Annotated in this window: 16 protein-coding genes; 12 read left to right on the top strand and 4 right to left on the bottom strand. The window is 40.1% G+C overall.

What is annotated here, in order from left to right; translation table 11 throughout:
• Positions 1 to 35: 35 nt before the first annotated feature.
• Positions 36 to 1,073 carry a tRNA 2-thiouridine(34) synthase MnmA gene (gene mnmA, locus LS67_RS06925; RefSeq protein WP_236096367.1) on the bottom strand — a complete coding sequence of 346 codons (1,038 nt, stop codon included), beginning with the start codon at positions 1,071 to 1,073 and terminating at the stop codon, positions 36 to 38.
• Positions 1,074 to 1,212: 139 nt separating this feature from the next.
• On the opposite strand from mnmA, the gene LS67_RS06920 reads away from it, so the two are divergent.
• From LS67_RS06920 to LS67_RS06870, 11 genes are all read left to right on the top strand, one after another.
• Positions 1,213 to 2,052 carry an ATP phosphoribosyltransferase regulatory subunit gene (locus LS67_RS06920; protein WP_034325951.1) on the top strand — a complete coding sequence of 280 codons (840 nt, stop codon included), beginning with the start codon at positions 1,213 to 1,215 and terminating at the stop codon, positions 2,050 to 2,052.
• Positions 2,053 to 2,084: 32 nt separating this feature from the next.
• Positions 2,085 to 3,326, top strand: a complete 1,242-nt coding sequence (locus LS67_RS06915; RefSeq protein WP_034325952.1) for an adenylosuccinate synthase — start codon at positions 2,085 to 2,087, stop codon at positions 3,324 to 3,326.
• A 3-nt stretch (positions 3,327 to 3,329) separates the two neighbouring features.
• Entirely contained in the window at positions 3,330 to 3,758 is a 429-nt protein-coding gene (locus LS67_RS06910; RefSeq protein ID WP_034325953.1) for a flagellar export protein FliJ, read from the top strand.
• On the top strand, positions 3,755 to 4,519 hold the full coding sequence (locus LS67_RS06905; protein ID WP_034325954.1) for a MotE family protein: 765 nt from the start codon (positions 3,755 to 3,757) through the stop codon (positions 4,517 to 4,519). Before LS67_RS06910 ends, LS67_RS06905 begins: the two co-directional genes overlap by 4 nt.
• A gap of 991 nt (positions 4,520 to 5,510) precedes the next feature.
• On the top strand, positions 5,511 to 6,080 hold the full coding sequence (locus LS67_RS06900; protein ID WP_320409765.1) for an LPP20 family lipoprotein: 570 nt from the start codon (positions 5,511 to 5,513) through the stop codon (positions 6,078 to 6,080).
• A 15-nt stretch (positions 6,081 to 6,095) separates the two neighbouring features.
• Entirely contained in the window at positions 6,096 to 6,656 is a 561-nt protein-coding gene (locus LS67_RS06895; RefSeq protein ID WP_034325957.1) for a hypothetical protein, read from the top strand.
• 71 nt (positions 6,657 to 6,727) lie between these two features.
• Positions 6,728 to 7,699 carry an ornithine carbamoyltransferase gene (argF, locus tag LS67_RS06890; protein ID WP_034325958.1) on the top strand — a complete coding sequence of 324 codons (972 nt, stop codon included), beginning with the start codon at positions 6,728 to 6,730 and terminating at the stop codon, positions 7,697 to 7,699.
• Between the two features lies 1 nt (position 7,700).
• The gene (locus LS67_RS06885) at positions 7,701 to 8,132 is read left to right on the top strand and encodes a DUF2603 domain-containing protein (protein WP_034325959.1); all 432 of its coding nucleotides are present in this window, start codon (positions 7,701 to 7,703) and stop codon (positions 8,130 to 8,132) included.
• Between the two features lie 12 nt (positions 8,133 to 8,144).
• Positions 8,145 to 9,521, top strand: a complete 1,377-nt coding sequence (gene hemN / locus LS67_RS06880; protein ID WP_034325960.1) for an oxygen-independent coproporphyrinogen III oxidase — start codon at positions 8,145 to 8,147, stop codon at positions 9,519 to 9,521.
• An 8-nt stretch (positions 9,522 to 9,529) separates the two neighbouring features.
• Positions 9,530 to 10,831 carry a (Fe-S)-binding protein gene (locus LS67_RS06875; RefSeq protein WP_034325961.1) on the top strand — a complete coding sequence of 434 codons (1,302 nt, stop codon included), beginning with the start codon at positions 9,530 to 9,532 and terminating at the stop codon, positions 10,829 to 10,831.
• A 125-nt stretch (positions 10,832 to 10,956) separates the two neighbouring features.
• Positions 10,957 to 11,802 carry an HDOD domain-containing protein gene (locus LS67_RS06870; protein ID WP_034325962.1) on the top strand — a complete coding sequence of 282 codons (846 nt, stop codon included), beginning with the start codon at positions 10,957 to 10,959 and terminating at the stop codon, positions 11,800 to 11,802.
• A gap of 245 nt (positions 11,803 to 12,047) precedes the next feature.
• On the opposite strand, the gene LS67_RS06865 is transcribed toward LS67_RS06870, so the two are convergent.
• The 3 genes from LS67_RS06865 to LS67_RS06855 all read right to left on the bottom strand — a co-directional run bounded on the left by LS67_RS06865 (position 12,048) and on the right by LS67_RS06855 (position 17,294).
• Positions 12,048 to 13,400 (bottom strand): anaerobic C4-dicarboxylate transporter, encoded by a 1,353-nt coding sequence (locus LS67_RS06865; RefSeq protein WP_407081053.1) that lies wholly within the window; start codon positions 13,398 to 13,400, stop codon positions 12,048 to 12,050.
• A gap of 154 nt (positions 13,401 to 13,554) precedes the next feature.
• Positions 13,555 to 14,994 carry an aspartate ammonia-lyase gene (gene aspA, locus LS67_RS06860; RefSeq protein WP_034325964.1) on the bottom strand — a complete coding sequence of 480 codons (1,440 nt, stop codon included), beginning with the start codon at positions 14,992 to 14,994 and terminating at the stop codon, positions 13,555 to 13,557.
• Between the two features lie 98 nt (positions 14,995 to 15,092).
• Entirely contained in the window at positions 15,093 to 17,294 is a 2,202-nt protein-coding gene (locus LS67_RS06855; RefSeq protein ID WP_138109654.1) for a TonB-dependent receptor domain-containing protein, read from the bottom strand.
• Positions 17,295 to 17,512: 218 nt separating this feature from the next.
• On the opposite strand from LS67_RS06855, the gene LS67_RS06850 reads away from it, so the two are divergent.
• Positions 17,513 to 17,692 (top strand): hypothetical protein, encoded by a 180-nt coding sequence (locus LS67_RS06850; RefSeq protein WP_034328551.1) that lies wholly within the window; start codon positions 17,513 to 17,515, stop codon positions 17,690 to 17,692.
• Positions 17,693 to 17,893 lie beyond the last annotated feature (201 nt).

The raw sequence follows: 17,893 nt of genomic DNA, 5'->3' as shown, positions 1-17,893 counted from the left end.
GCTTAAACTTGCAAGAATCCACAATGCTAAGCTTCCTATTGCGCCTGCGTAATTACTCCCCCGCCTAGCACACAATCGCCCTGATACACGACAAGTGCCTGTCCTTGTGCTACGCCATAGGCAGATTCTAAAAGTTTCGCGTGGATATACTCGCCCTCTATATCAATACGCGCCTTAAGCGGAGTAGAGCGATAACGCACTTTCACATCATACACGCCGCCATTAAAGGTTTGTGGTAAGCTTTTGTTTAATGCTCGTATAGAATCTACCGCCAATTCCTCCTTTAATCCCACGACAATTTCATTGTCTCGCGGATTTATCGCCTTGACATAGTGTGGCTCGTGTGAGCCAAATATACTAAACCCCTTGCGTTTGCCAATCGTATAGTGCATATAACCTTTGTGTGAGCCCACTACCTTGCCGCTACTATCGCGCACAATACCTACTTTATCCACATCTTCATAAAGACGCAAAATATCAATATAGCTCTCCTCCACAAAACAAATTTCTTGTGATTCTTTATAGGTCTGTAATGTCCCCAAAAATGGCAAGAGTGCAAGAGCGGTTTGCTTCACTTCGCTTTTATGTATCGCGCCCAATGGAAAGAGGATTCTATCAATGGCATTTTGAGGCAGAGCATAGAGGAAGTAGCTTTGGTCTTTGCTTTCATCTACTGCTTTTGCTATGCGCTTTATACCCTCAATCTCTTGAATCTGAGCATAATGCCCCGTGGCGATATAATCGCAGCCTAATTCATCGGCTTTTTGCAAGCCTAAGCCAAATTTCATTAGAGGATTGCAAATCGCGCAAGGATTGGGCGTTAGCCCCTCTTTGTATGAACGCACAAACTCATCATACACATTATGCTTAAATGCCTCTTGCAAATCAAGCACCATAAACTCAATACCCAAATGTTCTGCTACTTTATGGCAGTTTTGTATATATATTTGATGTTTTTGCTCTTTATTATGTAATTTGAGATAAAACCCTATTACCTCATAGCCCTGCTCTAACAACAAATGCGCACAATACGAACTATCCACGCCACCACTCATAAGAAGTGCTACTTTCACTATAATCCTTTGTAAAAAATAAAGCCTAGAGTGTAGCATTTTGAAGTAAGTTGCGCGTAAATGTCTATAAAAGCGATTTTGTGGTATAATTTGGCTTTGTGCTAAAACCTAAGCATTATATTTTATTTTGGAGAACATTGTGATTTTAGAGCACGAACTACCCCAAGGGAGCAAATTATATTTTGATACATCAGCCAAACTCAAGCGAGATATAGAATCTTGCGCAATTAATGCGTTTTATGAGAATGACTACAAAGAAATTGTAACGCCCACTTTTACATTTTTGGAACATCAAGATGATATTTTAAATCGTGGGCTTGTGCGTTTAAATAGTGAAAGCAATCACCAGATTGGTTTGCGCTATGATACGACCTTTGAAGCGATGCGTATTGTTACAAAACATATTGCGCATACCAGTGAGCATAAAAAATGGTTTTATATTCAACCTGTGTTTAGCTACCCCACGACAGAAATTCATCAAATTGGTGCGGAGCATTTGGGGGGTGAAAGCCTCGCACCCGTGATGTGCCTAGGCGTGCATATTTTGCAAGAGCTAGGGCTAAAGCCGTATTTGCAAATCTCTAATATGAAGATTCCATTGCTCTGTGCCAAGCATAGTGGCGTAGATATAGAAGTCTTTGCCTCACAAGATGTGGGCAAACTACTGCAAATGGAAGGCTATGTGGCGGATTTAGTGCATATTAAAACAAAAGAAGATGTGCAAAATGCAATCAATAATGCACCTGTATTTTTACGCGGTGAGCTGGAGAGGTTACTTGAATGTGCAAGTTACTGCGAGTATGAAAAGAGTATTTTCTCACCCCTTGCTTCCTCGCCCACCTCGTATTATAAAGACTTGTTTTTTAGAATGTTTCTTGGAAATGCAACTTTATTGCAAGGTGGCAAATACATCGTGGGCGACCAAAGCTCGTGTGGGTTTGCAATCTACACTGATGAAGTGGTAGAATGCCTTATTTAGCACAAATGTATAGAAACTAATTAGGAGAGGTTATGGCTGATTTGATCGTGGGGATTCAATGGGGTGATGAGGGCAAAGGCAAGATAGTTGATAAAATGGCAGGAGACTACGACTACATCGTGCGCTATCAGGGCGGACATAATGCTGGGCATACGATTGTGGTAAATGGACGCAAAGTAGCTCTGCACCTGCTACCCTCTGGCATTTTGTATGAATCTTGCAAAAACATTATCGGCAATGGTGTGGTAATTAGCCTTGAGGCACTCATACAAGAAATGGCGGCTTTTCCTAATCTGCAAGGGAGACTTTTTATAAGCGATAAGGCGCATATTATCCTGCCATACCACGAGATTCTAGACAAAGCCAAAGAAAAGAATAAGAACAAAGCCATTGGCACGACAGGCAAGGGTATAGGACCCTGCTATACGGATAAAATCTCACGCAATGGCGTGCGCATTATGGATTTAACAAATTCAGCACGATTAAAAGAAAAAATTGCCTCCATTTATGAGCAAGCACAATATGTGGCGAAAGCCTATGATGTGGAGCTCCCAAACATAGAAAATGTGGTAGCAAAAATAGAATCTATGAAAGAGCAGATTTTGCCTTTTGTAACCAACACAACGCAGATTCTATGGGAAGCACAAGATAGTGGCAAACGCATTCTGCTTGAGGGCGCACAGGGCAGTATGCTTGATGTAGATCACGGCACTTATCCTTTTGTAACAAGCTCGACAACAATCGCTGCAGGTGCGTGTAGCGGGAGCGGATTAGCCCCAAGGGATATTAAACAAATTATAGGAATTGCCAAGGCTTACTGCACGAGGGTGGGAAATGGTGTATTCCCCACTGAAGAAAATGGCACAATAGGCGAAAAGTTGCGCGAAGCTGGGGGAGAGTTTGGCACGACAACAGGACGTGCAAGGCGATGTGGCTGGTTTGACGCGGTGGCGGTGCGATACGCGGCGCGACTAAATGGCTGTGATTCTCTCAATATTATGAAACTTGATGTGCTTGATGGATTCTCGTCTATTAAAGTATGCGTAGGTTATGAATATGAGGGCAAGGTAATTGATTATATTCCTACTGATTATGAATGTGTGCGCCCTGTTTATAGAGAGTTTGAGGGCTGGAATAAAAGTGCGAAAATCCGCCACTTTAACGACTTGCCAAAAGCAGCACAAACCTATATTAACGAGCTCGAAAAGCTCACTGGCACAAAAATTGCTATGATTTCTACAAGCCCAGAACGTGATGATACTATTAGGCGCTAAGCAATGAAAACAAAATTTAGCTCAATCGTGAGTTTGCGCAAAAAAGATATGCAAGAGTGCGAACGCGTGATTATGCAAAACGAAAACAGAATTGCAAATAAGCAAATGCAAATTGATGCTATTGCAGACGAAGTTGTAAAGCTTGAAATGCCTCGTAGTGGGACATTTTATGCTTTTAAAGCGTATGATGAGGTCAAAAAAATGCTTTTTTATCGTATGAGTGTAGCACAAAGTGAGCTAGATGAATTGCAAGCCAACAAGGCGATTTTACAAGCACAATACAAAAAGTGCCACATCGAATATGAAAAAATGGCGTTTTTAGACAAAAGAGAGCAAGAAAATATGCTCCAAGCCATCAAAATGCAGGAGAAAAAAGAGGTTGATGAGATTGCTATGATGCTTTATAATAATGTTGATGGTAAAGTTATATGAAAGCTAAGTTAGGGATTCTATGCGCCTTATGCGCGAGTAGCTTCGCACAATCTCAACTGCTTGATTGCAGTATCATTTTTGAAGCGCGCAAAGATGAAATCAAAGCGCAACTTGATGAGATAGATGAGCGACAACAAGCCTTACAGGTGCTACAAAACGCCACGCAGGTGCTACTTGATGAAAAGGAACGGCAGCTCAACGCAAAAGAGCAAGAAATTAATCAAAAAATTGTCGTTTTTGCACAAGAGCAAGAAAAATCCAAAGAACAAGAAGAACAAACACACAAAAATAATCTTGCAGAAATAGAGCAAAAAACCCAAGAGCTAGAGCAGCTCATCGCCTATAATGAGGAGATTCTATCAAAGATTAAGGCGCAAAAAGATGATAAGATTATCCAAGCCTATAAGGGGCTAAAAGAAGCTAAAGCCGCTGCGATACTTGCGGACTTGCCAGAATCAGAGGCGGTAGAAATCCTCTCGCAGATGGAAGTAAGGGATATAGTAAAAATCCTCGGCAAAATGGATAATCAAAAAGCCGCACGCATTACCTCATCAATACGCGCGGTAGAGCCAAACCGCCTACCACAAAATCTACCAAATGTAGAATCTAGCAAGGATTCTAAAAATACAAATCCCGATATAGACACAAGTTCTAATCAAGACATACCAAATCCCACACAAGAAGATGAGACGGCAGATTCTAATGATGCTTTAGAATCTATAGAATCCACTCAAGAGGGCATAGATAGCCCTACGCAATGATATTTGATTGATTTTGCATAAAGCATAGATAAATACTTTGTCCCTATTTAACCTACGGGCATTTTATGAATACCCTTAAGCCCACAAGCAATTAAATCTTAGAGGCAAACAAAACAAAAAGCAATCAAAAAATTACTTTTGGCTTATTTTGCGCAAGTATTATATTTTATGGGATAGGTGGTTCTATAAGCAAGATTTTAATGCCCAAACTTTTTTTCATATTGGTGGATTAATTTTCTTTATTTTTAATTATAAAAGCATATCTTTGGTAGATTTAAAACATATAAAACTCCCTCTTATTTGTTTTGCTATCGTGCTACTTTTTGGTTTTTGCACTTTATTTGATACGATTACCATATCTCAAAAAATAAATAGCCATATTTTGGGTTGGTTTGTTATCTTTTTTGTTGTCTTTTTTTATGCAATGCAAATATCGCGAAAAACTTTATTTCTTGTTTTTATTATTTGCATTAATGTGTGTTGATGTTATAGCTACGATTTATGTATGGGTGAGTAATAATTTCCAAAGCCATATTTTCTTTCATATTATAGCCCTCAATGTATGGCTTCTTGGAGCAAGTGCAATTTGATGTAATGCACCCCGTTATGCTCAAAACCTTTTTCTTATTTTTTGCCCTTATTCATAGGTATATATACGAAGAGAATCCTAATCACAAGTAGCACAAAATTTTGGCAAAGAAGCCCTAATACCCTAGGAATGGTGGATAAATCTTATCCTAGTCTCTGCTGCACAAAAACCTATCGGCAGAAAATCAAAACAATGCTTCATAGGTTATGGAATACTTCTTGCTTTTAGCTCTTTGAAATTTAATTCAAAGGACTGAATATGAAAAGTAATGTGCTTAAAAGTTCAATTGTTACAGGTTTTGCTGCATTCGCACTCTGCGGTTGTGGAGGTTTGTTTGATACAGGCGAGGGTGCTGGTGGGACAGCAAATGGATTAGTGCCTCCAAGTGCAAATAATCAACCTATGTATGCGCCTATCCAAGCTCCTACTTATCCGCCAATGCCCGGGTACAACACAAATCCAAACATTCTACCTAAGCAAAATGCGGGTATTCCTAATAAAATTGGCACGCTCGTAGTGGATAAAGTGGAGCTTCCCGGCGTGAATAAAGATAATCTAGAGCCAAAATTTGATAGAGACAATGACTATATCAACAAAGGCTCAAGCGCGAATATCCCTAATTCTCCAATGCTTACGCCTGAAAATGAAATCACTCTTAGTGCGGTAGGCATAGGTGTATCGCCCGAGAATTCACTCTCGCCATCACAAGCTTTTGCTATGGCAAAGCGAGCGGCAATTGTCGATGCGTATCGCCAAATCGGTGAAAAAATGTATGGTATCAGAGTAAATGCCCAAGATACCGTGCGTGATATGATGCTACAAAGCTCGACAGTTAAAACAAAGGTTCAAGCACTCATCCGTAATGCAGAAGTGCTTGAAACCGTTTATAAAGACGGCTTGTGTCAAGTCAATATGGAACTCAAGCTTGATGGTAGAATCTGGCATAGGATTCTATCCAATGCACGCGCTTAGTAGGATAAAAGCGTAATGTTTGGTATTTTTAAGCAATTATTTTTGAGGAGCAGCGCTCTGCTGCTTCCATTTTTGTTTGTCTCGTGTGCGTGGCTAGAAGATAATTTTCAGCACCCAGATACCAATCCCAACGAAGCCGCTGTGCTAGAGCCTACAAAATTTAAGATTCTACTCATAGACACACCGCGTGTAAAATTCTATGATTTTGCTTCACTCAAATACAGCAAGTCAAAAGTCCTTACTATCGATTTATACAAGCTTGGCAAACCTATGAGCCAGATTGTCATAAATAAAAAAGACATTTGCATAAAAAAAGACTGCACTTCAAAGTGGATTGCTGCAAGAGCATTTTTTGGCGAAGTAAGCTATCCTAACTTGTTTAATGATATTTTAGCAGGGCATGATATATTTGATGGCGAGGGTAAGCGCGTAACTAATGAAGGTGCATTCGTGCAATGGTTTGTGCGCGGAGGACAGGAATTTTATTATGAGCGCAGTAAAAACAAGGTGCTTTTTAAGAATCTTACTATGAATATCACCATAGGTGTCGAGGACTATATTCTGCCAAAAAATTAAGGCATTAAAGTTTTCTTAGCGTTTTTTAGATACAATCGCGCTTTTTATCTCCTTTGCGTATGGGACAGACAATGAGACATTTTCTTACTTTAAACGATTTTTCCAAAGATGAGATTCTAAAAATGCTTGATGTGATTTTAGAACTCAAGTCTAGGGATGATAATCCGCCTTATTTCAAGGGCAAAGTATTAGCTATGATTTTTGAGAAAAGCTCCACACGCACGAGGGTAAGTTTTGAAAGTGGTATGTATCAACTAGGGGGACAAGGCATATTCCTCTCTCACAAAGATATACAACTTGGGCGCGGCGAGCCCATAAAAGACACTGCACGCGTAATTAGCTCAATGGTAGATATGGTAATGATGAGGACAGGCGAACACAAGAGGCTTGAAGAATTTGCCAGATACTCCTCTGTGCCACTCATCAATGGACTAAGCGATGATTTTCACCCAGTCCAACTCATCGCGGATTATCTTACAATGATAGAAAATGGCATATACATCGCCGAGCATAGTGCGAGTAGATTCTATCCACAAAATAGACAAGAACCTATCGTGGCATATGTGGGCGATGGCAACAATATGTCGCATTCTTGGATTAACCTTGCGAGTATTCTAGGCTTTGAACTTCGTATCGCAACCCCCCCAAATTACGCCCCAAAAGCCGATGTAGTCGCAAATGCACAAAACCTTTGTGCCAAAAGCGGTGGCAAGATTTTGCTTAGCACAAATCCACAAAAGGCAGTGCGCGGTGCAAATGTTATAGTAACAGATACTTGGGCGTCTATGGGACAAGAGGAGCAAAAAAAGGAACGCGAGATAGCCTTTCAAGGATTCTGTGTGGATAGCGCACTTATGAATCTTGCGCAGGACAATGCGATTTTCTTGCATTGTCTCCCTGCCTATCGCGGACAGGAAGTAAGTGAGGAAGTGCTAGAAGGTGCACAATCGCGTGTATTTGAAGAAGCTCAAAACCGCCTTCACGCGCAAAAAGGCATAATGCTCTATCTTGCTCAAATCAACAACATAAGCTTGGGTGCGTAAAATGAAATCTTTGCCACAAGACAAATGGCTAGATAATTCGAGTGAGAATCTCGGTGTGCTACATAAGACTTCGGATAGCACAATGCTCCTAGCGATGCAAAGCGGTGAATTTTCAAAAGAAGATTTATGGTTTTTGAAAGATGATGAGGGCGAGGAATATGTCGTTTTTCCACAAAAGCTTTTTTTGCAGCTCATTAGGCGCATTAAGCACATACAAGAGGAAAAACTGATGATGAATCTCGAAAAAGATGTCATTTCACAAATGCCTATTGACTTTGACGATGCTATGGCAGTAGCAAAAAATGCTTTAGAATCTTTACGCCGTAGTGATGGCAACTTGCCAGAGATAAATACCGCAAATCTTGCCAAGAATATTAAAAAAGAATACCCTAATTTATTTTTTGATATTGATTTCTTGCGTAAGTCAAAATGAGGAGTGGGGATTATGAGCGAAAAAATTGATTTTAGTGCATTTGTGAAGTATTCAAAATCAGCTCCACGATACACGAGTTACCCTACTGCGGTGGAATTTAAGCCCTCTTGGAATGAATCCTCCTATACACAAGCACTCAAAAATGCAGATTCTACCTCGCTGCCACTTTCACTTTATGTGCATTTGCCATTTTGCCGCTCTGCGTGCTATTTCTGTGGCTGCAATGTTGTCTATACAAGCAAAGAAGAAAGAAAACAACACTACATCACCTACCTCAAAAAAGAGCTTGAGATTCTAAAAAATACTATGAATACCCAACGCGAGGTCGTGCAGTTTCATTTTGGCGGGGGCACACCGACTTTTTTTAACGCACAGGAGTTGCAAGAGGTAATTAGCCTTGTGCGCGATACCTTTAGTAATTTTGTCCCTCACGCAGAGGTGAGTTGCGAGATAGACCCACGTTTTTTCTCACGTGAGCAAATGGCGGTGCTTAAAGAGAATGGATTTAATCGCCTAAGTTTTGGTGTGCAAGACTTCGACCCCAAGGTGCAAGAAGCCATACACAGAAAGCAAGAAGTTGCAATCGTGCAAAATGCCATAGCCCTAGCGCGTGAGTTTGGCATTAAATCCGTGAATTTTGATTTGATTTATGGGCTACCTTTTCAAAACGAGCAGAGCTTCGCGCATACGCTCGCACAGGTGGTGAATCTTAAGCCGGATAGGTTAGCGATTTTTAACTACGCGCATTTACCTTGGATGAAAAAAACAATGCGTAAGATTGATGAAACTACTTTGCCTAATCCCGCACAAAAGCTTGAGATTCTAAAAAATACCATTACATTTTTGCAGCAGCACGATTATGCGATGATTGGAATGGATCATTTTGCTAAAAAGAGTGATGAACTTTATAGGGCAAAGCAAAACAAGGAATTACGCCGTAATTTTCAGGGCTACACTACGCGCGGATTCTCACAGACTATTGGCATAGGACTTACAAGCATTAGCGAGGGACTGGATTATTATTCACAAAATTTTAAGGATATGAACGAATATGAGGCAGCACTTGATAGTGGTAAATTACCAGTAGAACGCGGTGTCGCGCTCACGCCGGAAGATGTTTTACGTAAAGAAGTGATTATGGGACTTATGAATAATCTCTGTCTTGATTTTGCACATATAGAATCTAAGTTTAATATCGATTTTAAAGTGCATTTTGCGACAGAACTTGAATCTTTGAAGGAATATGAGGAAGTGGGGCTTATTAATGTTACAAACGAGGGCATTTACACTTCGCCAACAGGCGGTATGATTATACGCAATATCGCTATGTGTTTTGATACGCATTCTTTTACTGATAAGAATGCCAAAAGATTCAGTAAGACGATCTAGGAGTGTGTATGTTTGATTTACAAAGCGTATCGAGTGCGTGTGTAAAATGCGGCAAATGTATCCCTCACTGCACGATTTATATGGTAAATCGCGATGAAGCTACCTCTCCGCGCGGATTCTTAGATTTACTCGGTGCATATAAGCGCGGGGATTTAGCACTTGATAGCACAAGTCGCAATATTTTTGAATCCTGCTTTTTATGCACAACTTGCGTTACACATTGCCCCTCAAGTTTGCCTGTTGATGTGGCAATAGAATCCGTGCGCGTGGATATAGCGCAAAAATATGGTATAGCTTGGTATAAGAGGGCGTATTTTTTCCTCCTGCGACATCGCAAAATTGCGGATATTGTCTTTAGTTTCGTGCATTTTATAATACCCTGCGCATTTAAGCAAGAAAATGGGCGACTTATCTCGCGTCTTAAACTTTTTAAAAATGCGGATTCTAAACAAGCAAGACGCTCAATCTTCCCCGTATGGCGCAAATCGTTTTTACAAACTTATCAAGGCGATATTACCCCGCATAATCCAACACCTCCGCAAAATACGCTTACACACAAACGTGTAGCAATATTCATTGGGTGCTTGAGTAATTATAATTATGTCAATGTCGGCAAAAGTCTGCTTGAGATTCTAAGCCATTTAGGCATTACCGCGTTTGTGCCACATTTGCAAGAATGCTGTGGCGCACCGGCATTCTTTACCGGTGATGTGAAAAGTGTAGCCTATCTCGCAAAGAAAAACATTGAGTATTTTGAGAGCTTTTGGGAAAGCATTGATGCAATGATTATCCCGGAGGCAACTTGCGCGGCGATGATTAAAAAGGATTGGATTCACGCGCTAAGTGATGAGCCAGAGTGGATAGAAAGACTTAATAAGTTGCTACCAAAAATTGATATGGCGAGTGCGTGGCTCTTTCACCACACATCTTTGCAGGAAATTTTGCCACGCAACCTTAGCTCACAAACCATTACCTATCACGACCCTTGCCACGCGAGAAAGGTGCTAGGGATTCACAAAGAGCCTCGTGCGCTTTTATCACGTAGTTTTGCACTCAAAGAAATGAGCGATCCTTCGCGATGCTGTGGCTTTGGTGGCATCAGTATGCAAAGTTCTAAGTATAACTTAACGCTTAAAGCCGGAAAGCCAAAAGCAGAAATGATAGAATCTAGCGGCGCAAATATTGTCAGTGCGGAGTGTGGCGCGTGTCGTATGCAAATTGATAATTCATTGGTGCAAATTAACTCCCCTGTGGAGTTTGCGCACCCATTGGAGCTTATAGCCAAAGCCTTGAGGGGGTCTCGGGCTTAAAATTTGCGTTTTTGCCACATTTGGATAAAAAAAGTTGAATAAAGCACATCTTTTACAAAGGATTTTGCTATAATTAGCCGCTTGGTAATTTTTAGCGCAAGGATTCTACTCTCAAAGGATAGAAAATGAATGAGCTTTTACTTAAGACGATTGATAATCTCCCCCCATTGCCAGAAACGATAATGAAACTGCAGCAGTATATCGACTCGTCTGGCTCTAGCGTGCAGGTGCAAGGCGTGGTAGATATCATTTCAAAAGACCCGCTTTTAACGGGAGATTTGCTTCGTTTAGCAAACTCGCCATATTATGGATTTTCGCGCGAGATTTCTACGCTCAATCAAGTGGTATCTTTACTCGGTATAAATAATGTAAAAAATATTGCCATTGCAAACTCATTGCGCGATGGTTTTAAGATTGATGTATCACCCTATGGCTTGGATACAAAGGAATTTTTGGGGAATTGCAGTAGGGAAGTTGATTTCATATCAGAATGGTTTGCTGAAAATGACAAGAAACTTTCGCAGATTCTAGCTCCTTGTGCTATGCTCCTACGCCTAGGTATGATGCTCTATGCAGATACACTTATCAAAAATGGCAAAGATAAAGATTTTTTAGCAGCACTCAAGGAAACTAACTTTAGCGATATAAGCGCAGTAGAGACAGAGTTTTACGGCTTGGATCATTTGACCTTTTTAGGATATTTGTTTAACCACTGGTGTTTTGATGAAGTCTTGATACAAACCACTGCCTATATCACTATGCCACACGCTGCTTCGGATGAGGTGAAGAAAAACTCCTATGCTTTGGCGATTGTGACGAGGGTTTTTGACCCATATAATGGTGGTAGTGAGTACAATATGGAAGATGCCATCGCACTCATTAAAGAAGCAAAATCACAAGGCATTGACTTTGATATAGATAGATTTTTGGAAATTTTACCACCTAATGCAAAGGCGAATGTAAAGCGCTAAAAGCGTTTGGGCTTTACTAAAGAATGTTGAATATACTCTTATCAATTCACAATACTTTGTCGCTATGCCAAGAAGAGCTTTCTTGCTTAAAATAATCCCTCTACTACACCTAGTAATACAAGTTTTATGACCCAGAATCTAGCAACATAGACCAAGAAAACTGCTTAAAAAATACGATAGCAAGATAATAAAATAAGAAGCCTTATTGCGCGGGGAAGAACCCCCCAAACGCAAGAGAAAACATTTTAGGCAAATATAGGAGCTACGGCAAAGCCAAGTATCACCGCAAAGATGATTGCGAGTGTGCCCGGCACAATGAAGCTGTGATTAAAGACATATTTGCCAATGCGTGTTGAGCCAGTATCGTCCATTTGCACTGCGCCAAGCAAGGTTGGGTATGTTGGCAACACAAAGAGTGCTGAAACCGCTGCAAAACTTGCCACCAAAATATAAGAAGATTCTGGAGCAACCGCAGTGATACCAAGCGCACCAATGACCACAGGCATAATAGCCTTTGCTGTTGCTGCCTGAGAGTAAAGCAACATACTTGCAAAGAAAAGTGCCACTGCTAAAAGTGCAGGATAATCACCTACAAGGTTGCTTGCTAAATCTCCAATTTCTTTTTTGTATCCGGCAACAAAGGTATTGCCAAGCCAAGCAACGCCTAGCACACAAATACAAGCTGTCATACCTGCCTTAAAAGTGCTGGCTTCAAGAAGTTTGCCTGTATCTATCTTGCAAAAAATCGTAATACAAGTAGCAATAGCTAACATAAATGCCATAATCGCTCCATCGCGTGGTAATCTCACTGGGTCAATGTAGCCTCTCATAAATTCAGCAATACCTGCCATAAGCCCTTGTCCATTATTGCTTACAATCACACCATTTAGGATATCCAAGAAAGGCTTACGCACAACATCAGAAATTGAAGTCGCATAAATCACCACACACAAAACACCGATGAGGAAAATCGCCACACTCAATTTTGCACCCTTTTTGAGTTCGATGTGCTGCGCACCCATAGAAGGTTTGACAAGCCCAGCCTTAAGACGCTCTTGATACACAGGGTCTTTACTCAAATCAAGCGGAAAAAACTTGCTTACAACAAGTGCTGTCAGCATACACGCACTAAAAGTCGTAATCAACCACACAAGAAGCAATGTAGGGTAGCTCCACCCAAATGGCTCAAGTGCTCCACTCATATACACCACCGCCGCGCTCACAGGACTTGCCGTAATGGCAATTTGTGAAGCGACAACGGCGATTGAAAGAGGTGCGGAAGGTTTAATGTTTTGCTCTTTTGCCACTTCTACAATCACAGGTATCATTGAAAATGCTGTATGCCCAGTGCCAGCTAAGAATGTAAGGAAATATGTAACCGTTGGAGCAAGGTAGTTAATGTATTTTGGATTCTTGCGCAAGATTTTTTCTGCCACTTGCACCATATAGTCTAGCCCACCAGCAAGTTGCATTGCCGCAATCGCTGCAATCACAGACATAATGATTAAAATCACGTCCCAAGGAATATCTCCGGGTTTCATACCGAGCACGAGACAAAGCACTACAACACCGAATCCTCCAGCATAACCTATCGCCATACCTCCTAGTCGGATACCTAAGAAAATCGCACCAAGTAGCACTGCTACTTGTAAAACCAGTAATATTATTTCCATAAAAAATCCTTAAAAAATGAAATTGTAAGTTTTAAAGAAGTGCCTTTGGCTACTCCTCTAAAAACACTTTACAAAGAGATTATGCAAAAGGCGAATTTTTTTGGAATTTCGCCTTATCTTCAGCACTCATATGAGGATTAAGCATATTTTGTGGTTGGAAAATCTCATTGAGTTGTGCCTCACTTAAAAGTCCTCGTTCAAGTGCAATTGCTTTCACAGGCTTACCTGTTTGTAAAGATTCTTTAGCGATTGACGCGGAGTTCTCATAGCCGATGTAAGGATTAAGTGCGGTAACAATACCAATGCTGTTATACACGAAATCACTACATACTTTTTCATTTGCAGTAATGCCATCGACACACTTACTAGCAAGAGTGAGCATAGCATTTCTCATCATAGAGATAGAATTAAACAATCCATATGCAATAACAGGCTCAAACACATTGAGTTGAAGTTGTCCTCCCTCGCTCGCAAAACTTACGGTTACATCGTTTCCAATCACCGCATAACACACTTGATTTGCAACTTCGGGGATTACAGGATTCACTTTTCCGGGCATAATCGAGCTTCCGGGCTGCATTTTGGGGAGGTTGATTTCGTTAAGTCCAGCGCGAGGACCAGAACTCAAAAGGCGCAGGTCATTACACATTTTTGAAAGCTTAACTGCCACTCTTTTAAGCACACCACTCACTTGCACATACGCACCTGTATCTTGTGTAGCCTCAATCAAATCATCAGCGGTTTTGAATGGATTCCCCGTAACTTCGCATAGCTTGTCTTTAACGATTTTTGGGTAATCAGGGTGTGAGTTTATGCCTGTCCCAATTGCGGTCCCGCCCATATTGATTTCAGTTACAAGGTTTCTTGCTTCAAGCACACGCGCAATATCTTCTCCCATCATCACTGCAAAAGTGTGAAACTCTTGTCCTAAAGTCATAGGCACAGCATCTTGAAGTTGAGTGCGCCCCATTTTAAGCACATCCTTAAACTCTTTTGCCTTTTTCTCAAAAGAATCTTTAAGCACGCCCATATCTTTTGCAAGAGCTGAAAGTTCCGCATATAGTGCCACGTGGATAGCAGTAGGATACGAGTCGTTTGTAGATTGTGAAAGATTCACGTGGTCATTTGGATGGCAGTATTGATATTCGCCTTTTTTGTGCCCCATAATCTCCAAGGCAAGATTTGCTATCACTTCATTTGCATTCATATTTGTGCTTGTTCCAGCTCCACCTTGAAGCATATCTACTACAAATTGCTCCCTTAGCTCGCCTGCAATAAGCCTATCACAAGCTTTACAAATAGCATCTTTTTTTTGCTCATCAAGCAATTTAAGTTCATAATTTGCCAAACAAGCAGCTTTTTTTACTTGCGCGAACGCCTTAATAAAGCTAGGATAGCTACTTAGCTTGTCCCCTGTGATGTTGAAATTTTGCAATGCCCTAAAAGTCTGCACCCCATAATATACATCATCAGTTATTTCTAGCTCACCGATGAAATCGTGTTCTACTCGTTTGCCCATTTTAAACTCCTGTAAGTATTATTAGGTAAATTATCACGAATCATTAGATAATTTACAAGAATTATATATTCTCAAAGATTAAACTAAACTTGAATAGTTTAAAAATCAAGTGTGATATTTGCCCAATATCTGCGCCCCTCTTGAATATACGCTCCGTGCATATTGACATTGCCATTTTGATTATTACCATATGTATAATTTCTAAAATCAATAAAATTTGTATCAAAGAGATTATACACACCACCATTTAAGCGGATAGATTCTGTAATTTTATAACCTAAACCAAGGTTGACAATCGTGTATGGTTTATAATATGTGCCTCCAAGCGTATTTCTAATCGCTATTGCGGCGGCAGTATCGCCTAATGCGCTTGTATTAAGCAAACCTGCTTTGTGTTGTCCTTGCAGGTAGATATTAAATTTATTATGCGTGTAAGAAAGCTTAGAAACGATATTGTGCTTTGCCACGCTTGAAAGCGGTCTGCCCTTATTGTTTCCTGAAGTAATTTCGGAATCTACGAAGGTATAAGCCACATCAAATCCTACACCATAAATGGGTTTTATGCCAAAGCTAGATTCTATACCTTGAGAAAATGCACTATCTGCATTAATAGCGAGACTACATTGTTGACTGTTCCCTCCGTAATTTTGGCAAGTAATTTCATAAAAAGCACCATTTGCATTTTTACTCACCCTTGTGCTTTCAATTTTGTCTTTAAAATTTGAGCGGAAAAACATTAAAGAAAAATCAAAATATTGTCCATCAAAGATTGTGCCTATTTCATAACTCACTGAAGTTTCTGGCTTAAGGTTTGGATTACCTAAAAAAGCAAGTGTGCCTTGACTCCCATATCCATATACAGCATCAATGAGCTGATTTGCATAAGGAGCTTTGTATCCTGTGGCTACCCCACCTTTCAAAGCAAAGCCATCAAGAATCTCATATACAAGATAGGCACGAGGACTCACATTTGAACCAAATTTGTCATTATAGTTGTATCTTGCTCCGAGTGTGAATGTAAGTGGCTCAAAGATATTATATTCATCTTCAGCAAAAAGTGCGAAAGTATGGCGATTATGACTTGCAGGAGTAGCAGCTAAATCGTAATAATTCTCAAAGCGATATTCTGCGCCGACATTTAAAATATTGCTTTCTCCTAAAGGAAGCAAAAGTCGCGTATCGGCGATCACATCATTAGAGGCAATATCTCTGTTTTTACCAAGATTTGGAGAGCTAGTATTTCCTGCTACAAGTCGCCCTGTATTATTTGTCCGCATAAATTGCAAGGTATTTTTCCAAGTCCCAAAATCATAAGAACCCTTATGCCCAATAGCCCCAAGAATCTTATCCACACCTACATCTTTTTCATAGCCTCCTCTCCCATTACTAGAATTTACACCAAGTGTTCCTATCTCGCCCTTACGATTATCATAAGTTGAGGTTGTATAATCCACATCGGCATAGAGCATATTTTTACTATCAGGTAGCCAAGTGAGCCTTGTGCCGACATTGAGTAATGAAAATTTTGTGCCAAAAAAAGTATTGACATCTTGCCCTAAGTCATTTTTAGGTCTATCACTTGGATTTCTATGAATCTGACGCATTCTTAAAGTCAATCCTAAATGTTCTGTAAGTTTGCCTTGCGTCCAAAGTGAGTTTTGATAAGTGTTGCCAAAAGTAGAAGATTCAGGCACAATGATTTGAGATTGAAAAGAAGTGTGCCATTTATCTGTAATAGGTCTAGTAACGATATTGACAACACCCCCTATCGCATCACTTCCATAGAGTGTGCTCATAGGTCCCTTGATAACTTCAATACGCTCAATCGCACCCATTGGAGGGATAAAAGTATTATACACACCAGCACCTAAATTTGCAGTGGCGACATCGCCACTAGGATTCTGCCTTAAATCATCAACCAAAAAAAGTGTATAACCTGATGGCATACCGCGAATAGAAATAGCAGAAGCACCGAGTTTGTTGGAGGTTTCATCAAGGCTCACGCCGGGCACTTCTTTGAGTGCCTCGCCCAAATCCCTAAAAGGTTTTTGCTCTAATTCTTCCTTGGTAACAATATTAACAGAAGCAGGAGCATCAACTACATTTTTTTCACTCCCTGAAGCGGCAGTAACGATAGATTCTTGTAATTTGACATTGCGCGTTGCACTTGAAGATGACTTTTCTTTTGTAGATTCTGTCGTATCCGAAAAAGTTTCATTGCCTATCTCATCGGCATATCCAAAAAGACATAGACAGCAGGTTAAACCTCCACATATTAATATTCTACTTATCGTTATCATTTTATCTCCTTTTATGCAAATTATTTTTTATGAGGTGAGATTTTAGCATACAAAACTTAAAATAAAATTTATTATAGGAATAATTACTAAAATGTAAAGAGTGATTTTTGTTTAGAAATTTTGATTATTTTTTGCTAGATTCTATAAATATCAAAATGCTTTAATATTTATTGCATTTTTTCTTGTATAAGTATTGTGTCTAGCGCATAGGAGGATATTTGAAAATAATATTGCTTTTGTTTATTCCTCTTTTATTTTGTAGTTGTGGGCTAACACCTGCTCGTGAGCCATCGGCAGATTGTAGGAAGACACACGCACTTGATTTTTGTAGTTGGTGGGACGCACCATATAAAAATGCCTTTGGTTCAGAGAGTGAGGCAGGATATAGAAGAGATTAGCTCCAAGCAAAGAATGCGCCCTTTGGTTTTAGCCGCTTATTAAATTATTTTATAGTAAAACTTGCGCTGCTTTGGTATAATCTATCTGTAACCCCTTGCGTAAAATCAAAGTCATTTCGCGTTTGAAATCAAAGTGAGAGATTTGACTTTGATTTCAAACAATTAAATTTAAGTAAATAATCCCCAGCAGTAAAACTAGCC

This window comes from Helicobacter sp. MIT 03-1616 (genome assembly GCF_000765685.2).
GTDB lineage: Bacteria > Campylobacterota > Campylobacteria > Campylobacterales > Helicobacteraceae > Helicobacter_C > Helicobacter_C typhlonius.
This window is presented reverse-complemented; position numbering and strand designations above follow the sequence as displayed.